This window comes from Nonomuraea sp. NPDC048881, from assembly GCF_040649795.1.
Lineage (GTDB): Bacteria > Actinomycetota > Actinomycetes > Streptosporangiales > Streptosporangiaceae > Nonomuraea.
The window spans coordinates 1-15,958 of record NZ_JBEZGC010000021.1; the positions used below are offsets into that span (position 1 = coordinate 1).

16 protein-coding genes are annotated in these 15,958 nt (G+C 74.3%); 5 read left to right on the forward strand and 11 right to left on the reverse strand.

Annotation, left to right across the window (positions count from 1 at the left end; genetic code table 11):
• Positions 1–128: 128 nt before the first annotated feature.
• From AB0C33_RS43035 to AB0C33_RS43075, 9 genes are read right to left on the reverse strand one after another with little or no spacing between them, the layout of a single operon-like run.
• Complete coding sequence (locus AB0C33_RS43035; protein WP_358298968.1) at positions 129–1,091, reverse strand: UDP-glucuronic acid decarboxylase family protein; 963 nt, start codon at positions 1,089–1,091, stop codon at positions 129–131.
• Positions 1,088–1,960 (reverse strand): glycosyltransferase family 9 protein, encoded by an 873-nt coding sequence (locus AB0C33_RS43040; protein WP_358298970.1) that lies wholly within the window; start codon positions 1,958–1,960, stop codon positions 1,088–1,090. The genes AB0C33_RS43035 and AB0C33_RS43040 overlap by 4 nt, the downstream gene beginning before the upstream one ends.
• On the reverse strand, positions 1,951–2,625 hold the full coding sequence (locus AB0C33_RS43045; RefSeq protein ID WP_352363997.1) for an SDR family oxidoreductase: 675 nt from the start codon (positions 2,623–2,625) through the stop codon (positions 1,951–1,953). Before AB0C33_RS43045 ends, AB0C33_RS43040 begins: the two co-directional genes overlap by 10 nt.
• Positions 2,622–3,965, reverse strand: a complete 1,344-nt coding sequence (locus tag AB0C33_RS43050) for a PfkB family carbohydrate kinase (RefSeq protein WP_358298972.1) — start codon at positions 3,963–3,965, stop codon at positions 2,622–2,624. The genes AB0C33_RS43045 and AB0C33_RS43050 overlap by 4 nt, the downstream gene beginning before the upstream one ends.
• Complete coding sequence (locus AB0C33_RS43055; RefSeq protein ID WP_357977238.1) at positions 3,965–4,513, reverse strand: SIS domain-containing protein; 549 nt, start codon at positions 4,511–4,513, stop codon at positions 3,965–3,967. The genes AB0C33_RS43050 and AB0C33_RS43055 overlap by 1 nt, the downstream gene beginning before the upstream one ends.
• A gap of 2 nt (positions 4,514–4,515) precedes the next feature.
• A complete protein-coding gene (locus AB0C33_RS43060) occupies positions 4,516–5,709 on the reverse strand; it encodes a glycosyltransferase (RefSeq protein ID WP_358298974.1) in 1,194 nt (397 codons plus the stop codon).
• Positions 5,706–6,896 carry a glycosyltransferase family 9 protein gene (locus AB0C33_RS43065; RefSeq protein WP_358298976.1) on the reverse strand — a complete coding sequence of 397 codons (1,191 nt, stop codon included), beginning with the start codon at positions 6,894–6,896 and terminating at the stop codon, positions 5,706–5,708. Before AB0C33_RS43065 ends, AB0C33_RS43060 begins: the two co-directional genes overlap by 4 nt.
• Positions 6,893–7,972: a glycosyltransferase gene (locus AB0C33_RS43070; RefSeq protein ID WP_358298978.1), complete on the reverse strand. Its 1,080-nt coding sequence runs from the start codon at positions 7,970–7,972 to the stop codon at positions 6,893–6,895. Before AB0C33_RS43070 ends, AB0C33_RS43065 begins: the two co-directional genes overlap by 4 nt.
• On the reverse strand, positions 7,969–9,600 hold the full coding sequence (locus tag AB0C33_RS43075; RefSeq protein ID WP_352364009.1) for a carbamoyltransferase C-terminal domain-containing protein: 1,632 nt from the start codon (positions 9,598–9,600) through the stop codon (positions 7,969–7,971). The genes AB0C33_RS43070 and AB0C33_RS43075 overlap by 4 nt, the downstream gene beginning before the upstream one ends.
• Positions 9,601–9,773: 173 nt before the next feature.
• Between AB0C33_RS43075 and AB0C33_RS43080 the strand changes: the two genes are divergently transcribed.
• The 3 genes from AB0C33_RS43080 (at position 9,774) to AB0C33_RS43090 (ending at position 11,644) form a co-directional block, all read left to right on the forward strand.
• Positions 9,774–10,367 (forward strand): HAD-IIIA family hydrolase, encoded by a 594-nt coding sequence (locus AB0C33_RS43080; RefSeq protein WP_358298981.1) that lies wholly within the window; start codon positions 9,774–9,776, stop codon positions 10,365–10,367.
• Positions 10,364–11,284, forward strand: a complete 921-nt coding sequence (locus AB0C33_RS43085) for a glycosyltransferase (RefSeq protein WP_358298983.1) — start codon at positions 10,364–10,366, stop codon at positions 11,282–11,284. Before AB0C33_RS43080 ends, AB0C33_RS43085 begins: the two co-directional genes overlap by 4 nt.
• A 75-nt stretch (positions 11,285–11,359) precedes the next feature.
• The gene (locus AB0C33_RS43090) at positions 11,360–11,644 is read left to right on the forward strand and encodes a WhiB family transcriptional regulator (protein ID WP_357977583.1); all 285 of its coding nucleotides are present in this window, start codon (positions 11,360–11,362) and stop codon (positions 11,642–11,644) included.
• Here the strand turns inward: AB0C33_RS43090 and AB0C33_RS43095 are convergent.
• On the reverse strand, positions 11,580–12,044 hold the full coding sequence (locus AB0C33_RS43095; protein WP_352364015.1) for a peptide deformylase: 465 nt from the start codon (positions 12,042–12,044) through the stop codon (positions 11,580–11,582). The two genes, AB0C33_RS43090 and AB0C33_RS43095, sit on opposite strands and share 65 nt — an antisense overlap.
• 248 nt (positions 12,045–12,292) lie before the next feature.
• Between AB0C33_RS43095 and AB0C33_RS43100 the strand changes: the two genes are divergently transcribed.
• Together AB0C33_RS43100 and AB0C33_RS43105 are read left to right on the forward strand one after the other, a co-directional pair.
• Entirely contained in the window at positions 12,293–13,540 is a 1,248-nt protein-coding gene (locus AB0C33_RS43100; protein WP_358298985.1) for a uroporphyrinogen-III synthase, read from the forward strand.
• 245 nt (positions 13,541–13,785) lie between these two features.
• Entirely contained in the window at positions 13,786–14,541 is a 756-nt protein-coding gene (locus tag AB0C33_RS43105) for a CbiX/SirB N-terminal domain-containing protein (protein ID WP_358298987.1), read from the forward strand.
• Positions 14,542–14,862: 321 nt separating this feature from the next.
• Here the strand turns inward: AB0C33_RS43105 and AB0C33_RS43110 are convergent, their stop codons facing one another.
• Positions 14,863–15,717: a PAC2 family protein gene (locus tag AB0C33_RS43110; RefSeq protein ID WP_352325653.1), complete on the reverse strand. Its 855-nt coding sequence runs from the start codon at positions 15,715–15,717 to the stop codon at positions 14,863–14,865.
• Positions 15,718–15,958 lie beyond the last annotated feature (241 nt).

Consider the following 15,958-nt stretch of genomic DNA (forward strand, 5'->3'; position numbering starts at 1 on the left):
GCCGCCCGGTAGGTGATGGGCAGTCCGGCGGCGCCCGACCGGGCGGGCACGACGGTCTCCTCGTACGTGCCCGAGGCACGCCCGGCCCACGACCTCCCGTGGAGTCGCCGATCCCTCGGCGTTCTCCGTCACACACGCAGCTCCTCGAACCTGTCGTTCGCGGCGAGCTCCGCGGTGAACCACTCGATCGTGCGCCGCAGCCCCTCCTTGGCGGGCACCTCCGCCCGCCAGCCCAGCCGCTCGGCGGCCAGGGTGGTGTCGGGCCGGCGCACCTTCGGATCGTCGGCGGGCCGGTCGATGAACTCGATCTCCGAGGCCGAACCGGTCAGGTCGCGGATGAGGGTGGCGAGCTCCAGCATGGTCAGCTCGTCCGGGTTGCCGATGTTGACCGGGCCGGTGAAGTCGCTGCGGGCCATGGCCAGGATGCCCGAGACCGTGTCGTCCACGTAGCAGATCGACCTGGTCTGGGTGCCGTCGCCGGTGATGGTCAGCGGCTCGCCCTTCAGCGACTGCCGGATGAACGTCGGGATCGCCCGGCCGTCGAACGGGCGCATCCGCGGGCCGTAGGTGTTGAAGATGCGCACGATCCCGGTGTCGGTGCCGCGCGAGTGGCGGTAGGCGGTGGTCAGCGACTCGGCGAAGCGCTTGGCCTCGTCGTAGACGCTGCGCGGGCCGACCGGGTTGACGTTCCCCCAGTACGTCTCCTTCTGCGGGTGCTCCAGCGGGTCGCCGTACACCTCGCTGGTGGACGCCAGGACGAACCGGGCGCCCTTCTCCCTGGCCAGCCCGAGCGCGTGCAGGGTGCCCACGCTGCCCACCCGCAACGTCTCGATCGGGTAGCGCAGGTAGTCGGCCGGCGAGGCGGCCGAGGCGAAGTGCAGCACCAGGTCCACCCGACCCGGGACGTGCACGTACCCGGTCAGGTCGCTCTCGATGAGCCGGAAGGCCGGATTGTCCAGCAGGTGCTCGACGTTGCGCGGGCCGCCGGTCAGGAAACTGTCCATGCAGATGACCTCGGCGCCCTCGTCCAGCAGGCGTTCGCACAGGTAGGAACCGAGGAAGCCGGCTCCGCCGGTGACCAGAGCCCTCATGACGTGACCTCCAGAGCTGCGTCGACCACTTCCGACACCTCGATCCTGAGCAGGCCGGGATCGGGGCGCAGGCCGTGCGGGTCGCCCTTGCGACCGGCCCACAGGGCCACGTGCCGCCATCCGGGCGGCGGCCCCCACTCCGACGGCGGCACCGGGCCGAACAGCACCACCGACGGCACGCAGAACGCCGTCGCCAGGTGCGCGACCCCGGTGTCGCCGCAGACCACCAACCTGGCCCGGCTGACCAGGTCGATCAGGTCGGCCAGCCGGGTGCGGCCGGCCAGCATGCGCTCCGGCGGCAGCCCGGCCAGCTCGGCGACCTTCGTGGCGATCGGCACCTCGTCGGCGTTGCCGGTGACGACCACGTCGTCCAGCGCCGCCGCGACCTCGGCGAACCGCTCGGGCGGCCAGCGCCGCGCCGGGTAGGCGGCCCCCGGATGCACGATCACCGGGCCCGTCCGGTCGGAGATGCCGAGCGTCAGGTCCTCCGGGTCGGCGGGGATGCCGTGCCACTCCAGCAGGCCGCACCAGCGCCGCACCTCGTGCCCGCCGTCCTGCCACGGCGGGCCGACGCCGAAGCTGATCAGCCGGCCCGGGTCGGTGGCGCGCAGCGCCTCGATGCTCTGCGGTCCCTTGCCGTGCAGGTTGACCGCGATGTCGGGCCGCTGGAACGGCACCGGGCCCGGCCCGGACACGTCCACCTGGGCGTCCACCGCGCCGATCAGCGGCAGCAGGGCCTCCAGGGACTTCGGCGCGGCCAGCGTGATCCGGTGCCCGGGGAACGACTGCCGCAGCGCCCGCAGCGCGGGGACGGCCGTGAGCAGGTCGCCCAGGCCGAGCCCGCGCAACGCCAGCAGTTCTAGGGCCATGACGTCTCCGTCGAGGGGCAGACGACCAGCTCTCTGACCTCGCACCCGGCCGGCTGCCGGAGCGCGAACACGACGGTCTGGGCGACGTCGGCCGGGTCGTTCAGCCCCGCCTCCGGGCCCGGCTTGTACTGCTCGGGACGCCCGTCGAAGAAGCTCGTCCGCATGCCGCCCGGGATCAGCAGGGTCACCCCCACCTCGCCGCGCAGCTCGACCGCCAGGCCCCTGGTGAAGCCGACGACGCCGAACTTGGAGGCCGAGTACGCCGAGGCGTCGCTCAGCGGGCGCAGCCCGAGCGTCGAGGCGCAGGTCACCACCTTGCCGCGGCTCCGCTTCAGATACGGCAGCGCCGCCCGGACGACGGCGGCCGTGCCGAGCAGGTTGACCTGGATCACCCGCTCCCAGTCGTCGGCGGGCACGTCCTCCAGGCGTCCGCAGGCGTCGATGCCGGCCGCGGTCACCACGCCGTCCAGGCCGCCGGCCCGCTCGGCGAGCTCGCGCACGGCCCGCTCGGCCTGCCCGCGGTCGGCCAGGTCGGCCGTGACGTGGTCGAAGCGCTGGTCCGGCTCGCGCACGTCGACGACGAGCGCCCGCCAGCCCTCCTTCTCGACCGCTTCGGCGGTGGCCAGGCCGAGACCGGAGGCGCCCCCGGTGATCAAAATATTCACTGGATCTCCCTGATCAGATTGCTGGTCGAACGTCCCGGCAGCGTGCTGAGGGCGACGAACTCGGCGCCGAGCCGCTCCAGGACCTCTGACTCGGGCAGGACTTCCCCCTCGTAGTCCCCGCCCTTCACCCACACGTCGGGCCGCAGCAGCTCGATGGACTCGGCCGGGGTGTCCTCCTCGAACACCAGGACCGCGTCCACGCAGCTCAGCGCCCGCAGCACCTCGACCCGGTCCCGCGCGTCGACCACGGGCCTGGACGGGCCCTTCAGCCTGCGCACCGAGTCGTCGGAGTTGACGCAGACGACGAGAGCGTCGCCCAGCGCCCTGGCCCGCCGCAGGAGGCTCACGTGCCCCGCGTGCAACAGGTCGAAACAGCCGCCGGTGGCGATCAGCCGGCCGCCCTGCGCGCGGGTGAGCCTGGCCACCTCCAGCGCGGTGCGCGGCCGGTCGCCGAGCCGCTGTTCCTGGGTCCTGACGGTGGCGGCCCCGCCGCGCTCGACGAAGCGCGAGGCCTCGCCGACGCCGATGGTGACCGCCTCCTCGACGTCCGCGCCGTCCCGCAGCGCGAGCGCCGCGGCGCCGGCGAACCGGTCGCCCGCGCCGCACGCGTCCTGCCCGGCCGCCGTCACCGGCGGCGGCACCCGCGTCAGCGGGCCGCCCTGGACGGCCAGCGTGGCGCCGTTGCCGCCGGTGGTGACCGCCACGGCTCCCGCGCGCAGCTCCCGCACCAGGCGGCGGGCCGCGTGGTCGGGGCCGCGGTAGCCGTCCGGGCACAACATCCTGGCCTCCGCCTCGCTCGGCGTCACCAGCGTGCAGCCCGGCATGGGCGGCCCGCCCCGGGGGTGCGGGTCCCACACGACCGGTACGCGGGCCTCGCGCAGCAGCTCCCGGGCCATGCCGGCCACGCCCCTGCCGTAGTCGGAGACCAGTACGGCGCCGGCGCGGGCCAGCACGGCCGTGATCTCCTCGGGGATCTCGCCGGGCGGGTCGGACCGGGTGACGCCGTCGCCGCTGTCGAGCCTGAGCATGGTCTGGCCTCTCGACCTGACCCTGGTCTTGCGCACGGTCCCGCCGTTCAGCGGCAGGCGTACCAGCTCGACCTCCTCCGACAGCAGCGCGCACAGGCGGTGACCGTCGGGGTCGTCGCCGATCGCGGTGATCAGCACCACCTCCGCGCCGTCCCGCGCGGCCAGCAGCGCGGCCAGCCCGGCTCCGCCGGGGCGGGCGTGCTCGGCCGCGATGTCGACCACCGGGACCGGCGCGTCCGGGCACAGCCGCTCGCTGTCGCCCTCGACGTCCACGTCGAGCAGTGTGTCGCCGATGACGACGAGGGGGCCCATCAGACGGCCTCCTCGATGGCGTCGCAGAGCAGGTGGATCATGGCGAGGTGCACCTCCTGGACGGTGGCCGTCTCCTGCGCGGGCACGGCCACGGCCTCGTCGCACAGGTCGGCCAGCGGGTTCGGCGCGGGCCCGGTCAGCGCCCAGGCGACCACGCCGACCTCCTGCGCCGCGCGGGCCGCGGCCAGCACGTTCGGGCTGCCGCCGCTGGTGGACAGGCACATCAGCACGTCACCGGGACGGCCGTGCGCCCGCACCTGGCGGGCGTAGACCTCCTCGTGGCCGAAGTCGTTGGCGATCGCGGTCATCGAGGAGCTGTCGCCGTGCAGCGGGATCGCCGCGTACGGCGGCCGGTCGGCCCTGAACCGGCCCACCAGCTCGGCCGTCAGGTGCTGGGCCTCGGCCGCCGACCCGCCGTTGCCGCAGGCCAGCAGCCGGCCGCCGGCCGACAGCACGCCGGCCAGCTTCCCGCCCCAGGCGCGGATGGTGACCGCGTGGTCGTCGACCTTCTCCAGCGTGGTCCAGAGCTTTTCCAGATGTCTGTCCATGATCAACCCCCCAGAGCGGCCAGGCGGCAGAGCTTGCCGTCGATGACCTGCGTGTACACCGCCTCGGTCTGCTCGGCGATGCGCGACCAGCCGTACCGCTCGCGGGCCCGCCGCGCCCCCGCCGCGCCCAGCGCCGCGCGCCTGCCCGGGTCGGCGAGCACGTCGCGCAGCGCCCTGGCCAGCGCCCGCGGGCGGCGCGGCGGGACCAGCACGCCGCAGCCCGCGACCGTGTCCAGGTGGCCGCCGACCGCCGAGGCCACGACGGGCACGCCGCAGGCCATCGCCTCGATCGGGACCATCCCGAACGGCTCGTACCAGGGCACGGTGACCACGACGTCGGCCGAGCGCATCAACGCCGGCACGTGCGTGCGCGGGACGCTGCCGATCAGGTGCACCCGGTCCTGGAGCCCGTAGGCGAGGGCCAGGTCGCGCAGCCGGGCGGTCTCCTCCTCGTCGTCCGGGCCGCCGCCGGCGATCACCAGGTCGGCGTCCGGGAGCTGGCGCAGCGCGGCGATCAAGGTGTCCACGCCCTTGCGCGGCACCATCCGGCCGATGCTGAGCACCACCTTGGCGCCCGCGCGCGGCGCGACCGGCCCCTGCGGGCGGAACGCCGTCAGGTCCACCCCGCAGGGCACCACCGTGACGCGCCGCTCGGGCACGCCCATCGCGCACAGCTCGCTGACCTCGTCGCTGCAGGTGGCCAGCACCGCGTCGGCCCGCTTGCCGATCTCGCGCTCGGTGTCGATCCGGTGCGCCGGGCTGGTGTCGGCCTCGCCCTGCCAGCGCCGCTTCACGGTGCCGAGCGCGTGGAAGGTCTGCACCACCGGCACGCCCCCGGCGGCGGCCCGCAGGGCCGCCTGGCCGCTCATCCAGAAGTGCGCGTGGGCCACGTCCGGCGGGTCGGCCGCCCAGCGGTCGGCCAGGCGTTCGGTGAACTCCGGCATGTACGGCGGCAGCTCGTCCTTCGGCACGACCGCGGCCGGCCCCGCCGTGACGTACTCGACCGTGACGCCGGGCGCCATGGTCACCGCGTCGGGCTGCGACCGCGCCGAGCGCCTGGTGTGGACGACGACCGTGTGCCCGCGCTCGGCCAGTGCGACGGCCAGGTGCGCGACGTAGACGTTCTGCCCGCCCGCGTCCACGCCACCGATGGCCGCCAGCGGATCGGCGTGTTCGGAGATGAGATCGACCTTCACTGCGTCAGCTCCCTCACTGCCTTGACCACCTGCTCACTTGTCACCAGGGACAGGCACGGGTGCCCGGCCACCGGACAGGTGCGCGCCCTGCTTCCCGAGCAGGGCGCCTGCTGGTCGCCGAGCAGCACCGTGGGAACGCCGTACGGGGCCCATCGAGCGGCGGGGACGACAGGGGCGAACAGGCTCACGACCGGTGTGCCGACCGCCGCGGCCAGGTGTGCGGGACCGGTGTTCCCGGCCACCAGCACACTGGCGCCTTCGATCACGGCGGCCAGCTCGGCGAACGTGGTCCTGCCCCCGAGGTCGACTGCCGCGTCGCAGGCCACGTAGGCGGTGAGGTCACGTTCCTTGCCGGTCACGACGACCCGGTGCCCGTCGTCCACCAGCTCCCTGACGGCCTGCCGATGCTTGTCGGCCGGCCACGTTCTGGCGGGGGCTGACGTCCCTGGATGCACCACGACGTACGAGCGTTCATCGGCAGCGCCGCCGACGCCTAGGAGATGCCCGCTTTCCCGGCCGATATCCGGCAAGGGCCGCCGAACAGCCAGTTTGCCGTCGTCGCCGGGTGGCAGATCGAACCCGGCGGCCCGCGCGACGGCCAGCATGCGCTCGGCCTCGGGCACGTCGAGCGTCTCGTCCACGACGTGCCGGACGTCCAGGAGCGAGCCGGGGTAGTCGTTGCTGATCGCGCAGACGCGCCGCACGCCGGCCATCCGCAGCAGCAGGGCCAGCGGCAGTGCCGACTGGTGGAAGGAGGTCAGCAGCAGCGCCTCGTCCACGCCCTCCACCCGGGCGATCAGGTCGGCGACCTGGGCGTTGGACACGGCGGCGGGGGAGTGGTCGATCCACGGCGCCCGCCACTCGATCACCCGGTCCACGCCGGGCAGCAGCTCGGCGGCGGCCCGGCCGTTGGGACCGGCCAGGAAGACCAGCTCGTCGGCGAGCGTGCGCACGGCCCGGGTGGCGGGCCCGGCCAGCAGGACGTCGCCGGCGTCGTCGAGCCGCGCCACCAGGACGCGTCCCCGGCCGCCGCCGTGCTCTCCGGCCGCCCGGCACGCCGCCGCTGTGGCGGGTTCCGCTGTGGTGGGTTCCGCGGGCTTGCGGGCGGCCCGTCCGGCCTTGCCGCGGCACTGCGTGGCGTTCGTACGGCCGCGGCCGCACCGAGCCGCCGGATCGCGACGTCTCATCGCCGCCACCTCCATTCCCCCCGAAGCCGGTGCACACAGGCGACCGGCGGGATCACCACGCTGGTGACGGCCATGCGCCACACCTCGCGCGGAGTACGCGGCCCTGGGGCGATGCGCCGCCAGGCGAACTCGGCGGTCATCGCGGCCCACAGGGCTCCGGCGATCGCTGCCAGCACCGGCAACGCCCGCCACCCGCCGGGCCGCCGATCGAGCCGCCCGCCGGGCCGACTGCCGGGCCGACTGCCGAGCCGACTGCCGGGCCGACTGCCGGGCCGACTGCCGGGCCGCCTCTCCGGCCACCGGTCAGCGCGCCCTTTCCCGGACGGGCGGGCCACGGTGGCGGCCAGGCCGAGGGCGGCGGCCGTGAGCGCGGCGGCCGAGGTGGCGGCGTGGCGGCGCAGCCGGCCGCCCGAGCCGCCGATCGCCTGCCGCCAGTCCGGCCCGTGCAGGTGCCGCATCAGCGCGTCGTCGGCGTTGCCGCGCTGGAAGCGCACGCTCGCCCAGAACCCGTCCTGGCGCACCGGGTGCGTGGTCACCCGCTCGCCCGCGACCAGCCGGTGGCCCGCCCGCGCCACCCGCAGGGCGATGTCGGCGTCCTCGCGGTAGGCGCGGGGGAAACGTTCGTCGAACCCGCCGGTCTGCTCCAGCACCGAACGCCGGTAGGCCATGTCGGCGGTCACCCACAGCGCGTCCGACAGCCCCAGCGTGTGCCGCTCGGCGTCGGTGGGCCGCCGGCCGACCGGTCGCGGCACCACGATCCGGCCCTGGCTGCCGCCCACGTCGTCGGGCAGGTCCACCAGGTCCTTCCAGACCGCCTCGGCCCACCCGGGCGCGGGGATCACGTCGTCGTCGAGGAACACCACCCAGGGCGTCCCGGCGGCCCGCCACCCGGCGTTGCGCGCCGCGGCCGGGCCCCGGCCGCCCGAGCGCACGACCCGCACGTGATCGGGCAGCTCCAGCGCGGCGGCGCCCGCCCGCCGGTCGTCCACCACGATCACCGGCACCGACCGGCCCACCGCCGCCAGCGTCTCCCGCAGCGTGGCGCGGCCGATGGTGGGGATCACGACGGTGATCACGACGCGAACACCTCCCCGCGCCGCACCAGGTAAGGCCCCAGCGCCAGCACGTCCACCGGCGAGGAGCCGAAGCACTCCAGCGCGTCCCGCGGGTCGTCGACCATCGGCCGGCCCGCGGTGTTCAGGCTGGTGTTGACCACCACCGGCAGCCCCGTGCGCGCCTCGAACTCGGTCAGCACCCGCGCCATCAGCGGGTCGTCGGCCGGCGAGATCGTCTGGATGCGCGCGGTGCCGTCCACGTGCACCACCGCCGGGATGCGGTCCCGCCAGGGCTCGCGCACGTCGTGCACGAACAGCATGTACGGCGAGGGCACCGGCCCTCGCCCGAAGATCTCCGGCGCCCTGGACTCCAGGACCATCGGCGCGATCGGCCGGAACTGCTCCCGGCCCTTGACGTCGTTGAGCCGCTCGGTGTTGCCCGCGTGCCCCGGATGGGCCAGCAGCGACCGGCGGCCGAGCGCCCGCGGCCCGTACTCGGACCGGCCCTGGAACCAGGCCACGATCCGGTCGGCGGCCAGTTCGGCGGCCACCGCCGCGCCCAGGTCGGCCGGCCGCGTGTACGGCACCCGCGCCACGTCCAGCCAGGCGCCCAGCTCCTCGTCGGTGAACCCGCGCCCGAGCGCCGCGCCCGGCATGGGACCGGCCGGCTCGCCGTAGGTCTGCGCCAGGTGCAGCGCGCCGCCCAGCGCCGTGCCGGAGTCGCCGGCGGCCGGCTGGGCCCACACCTCCTCGAACGGCCCCTCGTCCAGCAGCCGGGTGTTGGCCACGCAGTTCAGCGCCACCCCGCCGGCCAGCGCGAGCCGCCGTTCGCCGGTGCGCTCGTGCAGCCAGCGGGCCAGCTCCAGCAGCACCTCCTCCAGCCGGGCCTGCACGCTGGCGGCAAGGTCGGCGTGGTCGGAGGTCCACGGCTCGCCCATGGCCAGGGCCTTGACGTAGACGTTCCAGTCGACCGGCTCGACGCGGAAACCGCCGTCGCCGGTCGTGTAGATGATCTCGCGCAGCGACTCCAGGTGGCGCGGCCGGCCGTAGGAGGCCATGGCCATGACCTTGTACTCGTCGCTGGAGCGCAGGAAGCCCAGGTGCTGGGTGACGTCCTCGTACATCAGGCCGAGCGAGTGCGGCAGCTCCTGGGCGGCCAGCACCTCCAACTCGCCGTCGCGGTAGCGGCCGGCCAGGTGCGAGACGTTCTCGCCGCGCCCGTCGCACACCAGCACCGCGCAGTCGCGCCAGGGGGAGGCCAGGCCGGCCGAGGCGGCGTGCGCCACGTGGTGCGGCACGTAGGTGACCTGCCCGGCGTCCAGGCCCGGCAGCGCGGTCGCCAGGAAGGCGGGGGCCCGGACGGCGTACTTCGTGCGCAGGTCCTCCCAGTCGCCCTCCGGCCGCTGGACCACCAGCGCCGGGTCGTAGGAGTAGGCCACGGCGTCCAGGTCCTCGGGGGACAGGCCCGCCTCGTGCAGGCACCAGGCGGCGGCCTGCTCGGGCAGCTCCCACGCGGAGAACGCCAGCGGCCGTTTGCCGTGCTTGCGGCGGCTGAAGCGCTCCTCCTCCGCCGCGGCCACGATCTTCCCGTCGACGACCAGCGCCGCGGCCGGGTCGTGGAAGATCGCGTTGATGCCGAGAAACTTCATCGTTTCCTCCCCCGCAGATGTCGAGAACCGCTACCGAGAGAAGCGGCTCTCAAACCTGGGGCTACCTCGGGAGATGCGAAAACGGGCGAAACCGCCTGGGATTAGTCACTCTGAGTAGTTGTTTGCCGGGTGGTGGCCCGGGTAGCTGCCGGACCACGCGACGGAGGTGAGAGGTGTTCGAAAAGCGACGTCCCGGGGCCGTCCTCTTCGACCGGGACGGAACCTTGATCAAAGACGTGCCGTACAACGGCGACCCGCGCCTCGTCGAGCCCATGCCGGGAGCGGTCGAGGCGCTCGGCAGGCTCCGCCGGGCCGACGTGCCCGTCGCGGTGGTCACCAACCAGTCCGGCGTCGCCAAGGGCCTGCTCTCGCCGGACGAGATGGACCAGGTGAACGCCAGGGTGGAGGAGCTGCTCGGGCCGTTCGACGCGTGGGCCATCTGCGTGCACGACGACGCCGACGGCTGCACCTGCCGCAAACCGGCGCCGGGGCTGGTGATCAGGGCGGCCGCCGTCCTCGACGTCAGCCCGCGCGACTGCGTGGTGGTCGGCGACATCGGCCGGGACATGGAGGCGGCCAGGGCCGCGGGGGCCCGGGGCATCCTCGTCCCGACCAGGCAGACCCTGGAGGAGGAGATCGAGCAGGCGGCCGAGGTCGCCGACGATCTCACCGACGTCGTCGACCGGGTGCTCAGCGCGCCCGAGATGCCCGTGGCGGCGGCCTCGTCCGCGCCCTGGGCCCGGGCCATGGGCTGGAGCCGCTGGTGAGGATCCTCATCTGGCACGTCCACGGCTCGTGGACCAGCGCCTTCGTCAGCGGCGGCCACGACTACGTGCTGCCGCTCGTTCCCGGCCGCGGTCCCGACGGCCGGGGGCGCGCCGCCACCTACGACTGGCCGGACAACGTCCGCGAGGTGGCCTACGACCGGCTCCGCGACGAGCCGATCGACGTGGTCGTCTACCAGCGGCCGCACGAGATCGACCTGGCCCGCGAGTGGCTCGGCCGCGCGGCCCCCGGCGTGTACGTCGAGCACAACACGCCGGCCGGCGACGTCCCGCGCACGAGGCATCCGCTGTCCGGCCAGAGTGACATCACGATCGTCCATGTGACCCACTTCAACGAGCTGTTCTGGGACAACGGCCGGGCGCCCACCCGCGTGATCGAGCACGGCGTCCCCGACCCGGGCCACCTGTACACCGGCGAGCTGGCCAGGGCCGGCGTCGTGGTCAACGAGCCGGTACGCCGTACCAGGGTCGCCGGCACCGACCTGCTGCCGCGCTTCGCCGAGCGCGTCCCGCTGGACGTGTTCGGCATGAAGGTGGACGGACTGCCGTACGGCACCTACGAGGACCTGCCGCAGCACGTCATGCACGCCGCCCTGGCCCGCAGACGCGCCTACCTGCACCCCTACCGCTGGACGTCGCTGGGCCTGGCCCTCATCGAGGCCATGACCCTGGGCATGCCCGTCGTGGCGCTGGCCACCACCGAGGCCGTCGAGGCGGTGCCGCAGGAGGCCGGGGTGCTCTCCACCAGGGTGGACGTGCTGGCCGACGCCCTGCACGCCTTCGTCACCGACCCCGAGCGGGCCGCCCAGGCCGGCAAGGCCGCGCGCGCCGCCGCCCTGGCGCGCTACGGCCTGCCCAGGTTCCTGCGGGACTGGGACCGGCTGCTGGCCGAGATCTGAGCCGGAATGCAAGTCGAGGTCCGAGCCGGGATCTGACAGGTATGACGCCGGAAGGCATGGGTAGGCGCGATGGGCATGATGATGCTCAACTGGTCACGCAGGGCAGCCTGCCTGGAACTGGACCCCGAACTGTTCTTCCCGATCTCGCTCGAAGGCCCCGGCCGCTCGCAGGTCGAGAAGGCCAAGACCATCTGCGGCCGGTGCCCCGTGCGCCGGCCCTGCCTGCAGTACGCGCTGGACACCCGTCAGGCGCACGGCGTGTGGGGCGGCACCGACCCCGAACAGCGGCGTGAGCTCAGCTCGCCGGCAGTGCCTCGGCAAGAAAGCGTTCCCGCTCCTCAGCTTCGAGGTGGTCGCTGAACAGCACCCCGTCGAGATGATCGGCCTCGTGTTGCAGCACCCTCGCCAGCACGCCAAGCGCCCGTAGCGTCACCGGCTTGCCGAACATGTCGCGGCCGCGCGCCGTGACCATGTAGGAGCGTTCCAGCGGACGCCAGAGGCCCGGCGCCGACAGGCACGCCTCGTCGGCGGTGATCCGCCGCTCCGACAGCTCCAGCCGCGGGTTGACCAGATGACCGGATCGGCCGTCGTAGGAGTAGACGAGCACCCGCACCGGCTCGCCGATCTGCGGGGCCGACAGGCCCGCCCGGCCCGTGCCCGCCCGCAGGGTGAGCGTCAGCGACTTCACCAGGCGCCGCAGCTCCCGGTCGAAGTCGTGCACCGGCTCCGCCACCACGCGGAGCACCGGATCGTCGAACACGCGAATAGGCCGGACCGTCACCCGCAACTCCCCGAAACGCCGCGATCGTCATGCGGAACGGTTCCCGTCGCCGGATCCCCTCAACCCTGAAGGCCGGGCCTTGTAGCACAGCGGTAACAGTGGAGACCCAAGGGTGAAACCACCCGAAAGCAGGATCGGAGGGTGATCTCACTTGCGTCGCCCGCGCCTGTGACGCCCGGCCGGGCGCTCGGGGCCCGACCCGGCCCCGCCTGCCCAGAGGTGCTGGCATGACCGCCCTTTCCGAAGGGTCTCCCGAGACGGCGCCCGACGCGCCGGCCGGGTTCACCCGAGGGTCTCCTGAGACGGCGTCCGACGCGCTGGCCGGGTTCACCCGAGGGTCTCCTGAGACGGCGCCCGACGCGCTGGCCGGGTTCACCATCGGGGTGACCGCCACGCGGCGGCGGGAGGAGTTCGCCGCGCTGCTGGCGCGGCGCGGCGCCCGCGTCGTAAGCGCGCCCGCCATCCGCCTGGTGCCCCTGGCCGAGGACGCCGACCTGCTCGCCGCCACCCGGCTCACCCTCCAGGCCCCCCTGGACGACGTGGTCGTCACCACCGGCGTCGGCTTCCGCGGCTGGATGGCCGCCGCCGAGGGCTGGGGCCTGTCCGCCGACCTGGGCGACCACCTCGGCCGGGCCCGCCTGCTCACCCGCGGCCCCAAGGCCAGGGGAGCCGTCCGGGCCGCCGGGCTGACCGACCACTGGACTCCCGTCACCGAGTCCTGCGACGAGGTCAAGGAGCACCTGCTCGCCCAGGACCTGCGCGGCCGGCGCATCGCGGTCCAGCAGCACGGCGAGCCGCTCACCGCCTTCGTGGCGGCCCTGCGCGCGGCCGGGGCCGAGGTGATCGAGATCCCGGTCTACCGGTGGCTGCCCTGCCGCGACGGCTCGCCCCTGCGCCGCCTGATCAGCCAGGCCGTCTCGGGCGCGGTGGACGCGGTGGCCTTCACCAGCGCGCCCGCCGTCCATGCCATGCTCGGCGCGGCCCGCTCCGACGGGCTGGAGGACGCGCTGCTGGCCGCGTTCGGCGGGCCCGTCGTGGCCGCCTGCGTGGGGCCCGTGACGGCCGAGCCGCTGACCTCGCGCGGCGTACGCGTCCTGCGGCCCGACCGGTCCCGTCTCGGCGCCCTGGCCCGCGCGCTGGCCAGGCACCTGCCCGAGCACGGCGTCACCCGGCTGGTCGCGGGCGGGCACCGGCTGGAGGTGCGCGGCCACGCCGTCGTCGTGGACGGCGACCTGCGTCCGCTGCCGCCCGCGCCGATGGCGGTGCTCAAACGCCTGGCCGACAAGCCGGGCCACGTCGTCTCCCGCGCCGACCTGCGCACGGTGCTGCCGGGCAGCGCGGCCCGGGACTCGGCCGAGCACGCGGTGGAGATGGCCGTCACCCGGCTGCGCCGCGCCCTGGGGCCGGCCGGCATCGTCGAGACGGTCGTCAAACGCGGCTACCGCCTGGCCTGCCCCCACCAGCCCACCCCATGACCCCTCTCCACCCCACCCACCCCGGCCTGGCCCCGGACATCGGGCCCACTCTCATGCGTGCCCCGGCCTTCGTGCGTGCCCCGGTCCTCATGCGTGCACCCGATGTCGTGAGTGCGTGCGATGTCGTGCGTGCACCTGTGCACGCGCCCGCTCTCGTACGTGTGCCCGCTCTCGTACGTGCGCCCGACGCCGTGGGTGCACCTGTGCACGTGCATGCGCCCGCTCTCGTGCGTCCGCCCGCTCTGGTGAGTGTGTCCCCTCTGGTGCGTGGGTCCGCGCTGAAGGAGGGGCCGCTGCCCACGTTGGTGCTGGCCGCGCACGGCACGCGGAGTGCGGCGGGGGAGCGGGCGCTGGCCGCGCTGGCCCGTTCGGTCCGTAGGGCCCGGCCGGGGTGCCGGGTCGAGCCGAGTTTCCTGGAGATCAGCGCGCCGCTGCTCGCCGACGTGCTGCCGGCCGTGCCGGGGCCGGTGGTGGTCGTGCCGTTGCTGCTGGCCGGGGGCTACCACGTGCACGTCGACCTGCCCGAGGTGGTCGCCGCCCGCCGTCCGGACGCGCTGGTGGCCGGCCGGCTCGGTCCGCACGCCCTGCTGACCTCGGCGCTCGTCCGCACGCTGGCCCAGGCGGGGCTGCGCGCCGACGACACAGTGATCCTGGGCGCGGCGGGCTCGTCCGACCCCGCCGGGCTCGCCGACGTGCGCGCCGCGGCCCGGCGGCTCTCGGTACGCCTGTCGCGGCCGGTCACGGCGGCCTTCGCCGCCTCGGGGACGCCGTCGCTGCCGGACGCGGTTGACCAGGCGCGCAGGACGTCCCGTGGCCGGGTGGTGGTGGCCTCGTACGTGCTGGCCCCCGGCTTCTTCCACGACCGGCTGACCGCCTCGGGCGCCGACCTGGTCACCGCCCCGCTCGCCCCGGACCCCGCCGTGACCGCCCTCATCTGGCACCGCTACGACCAGTCCCTCACACACCGACACCCGCACCCGACCCCCGCCGCCCGGACGTAACCCCGGCCCTCAGAAATCCGGCCGCGACCTCACAGGCATGGAGAGATGCAGCGACCGACCTCGTCAGCCCGCCCCGAGCTGTAGCCGATCGCCCCCTCAGCCCCGGGCCTGGCATGTAGCCGAGCGATCCCTCACCTTCCGGCCTCAGGGATGCACACGCGCGACCTGGACAGCCCAAGCCAGGGATGCCCCGGGAGTCAGCCAACGGGTGTGGCGGCCTGGGCCGGGATTGCCCCCGGAGTCAGTCGTCGGGTGTAACGGTCTGGGCCGGGATGAGGAGCCCAGGAGTCGGCCAACGGGTGTGGTGGTCTGAGCCTGGGGTCAGCTGTCGGTGTCGCGGTCGCGGCGGCGCAGGTAGCGCTCGAACTCGGCGGCGATCGCGTCGCCGCTCGCCTCCGGCAGCTCGGCCGCGTCCTTGCGCTCCTCCAGCTCCTTGACGTATTCGGCCACCTCGCTGTCCTGCGAGGCCAGCTCGTCGACGCCGCGCTCCCAGGCGCGCGCCTCCTCGTCGAGGTCGCCGAGCGGCATCGGGATCTCCAGCACGTCCTCCATGCGGCGCAGCAGCGCGAGGGTGGCCTTCGGGTTGGGCGGCTGGGCGACGTAGTGGGGGACCGAGGCCCACAACGAGATCGCGTCGAGCCCGGCCTCGCCGAAGGCGTGCTGGAGCACGCCGACGATGCCGGTGGGGCCCTCGTAGCGGCTGAGCTCCAGGTTGGTCGAACGGGCCAGCGCCTCGTCGGTGGCCCCGCCCAGGATCGGCACAGGACGGGTGTGCGGCGAGTCGTTGAGCAGCGCGCCCAGCATGACCGCCAGCTCGACGCCCAGCTCGCGGCAGACCTGGATGATGTCGGCGCAGAAGGAACGCCAGCGCATGTTGGGCTCGATGCCGCGCAGCAGCACGACGTCGCGCTCGCTGCCCGGCGGACGGGCGTGGAACAGCCGCGTCGTCGGCCACACGATGGACCGGGTCAGCCCGTCGCCCATCTCCACCACGGGACGGGTGACCTGGAAGTCGTAGTAGTCGTCGGGGTCGAGCGCGATCAGCGGCTCGGCCTTCCAGGACGACTCGAGATGGGCGATCACACCGCTGGAAGCCTCGCCCGCGTCGTTCCACCCCTCGAACGCGGCAATGAGCACCGGGTCGACGAGCTCGGGGAGCCCTTCGAGCTCGATCACGTGTCGCCTCCTCTCTCCCTCATCGCGCTAAGCCTATGCGGTAAGCAGGCGTCGGCGTCACCGATCTCCCCGCGAACGCTCCGAGCCACCGGCCCACCCCTTTCGCCCAGCCCACCACGCGACTATCCCCCGTCCCACGGCGCTCACCCCTCCCTTTCGTTCGCCCCTAGCGGATCACCCCGAAAGGGGGCGGACGCCCGCCGGAACGACACGAAGGAAGCCGGACGGGCCCACCGGTATT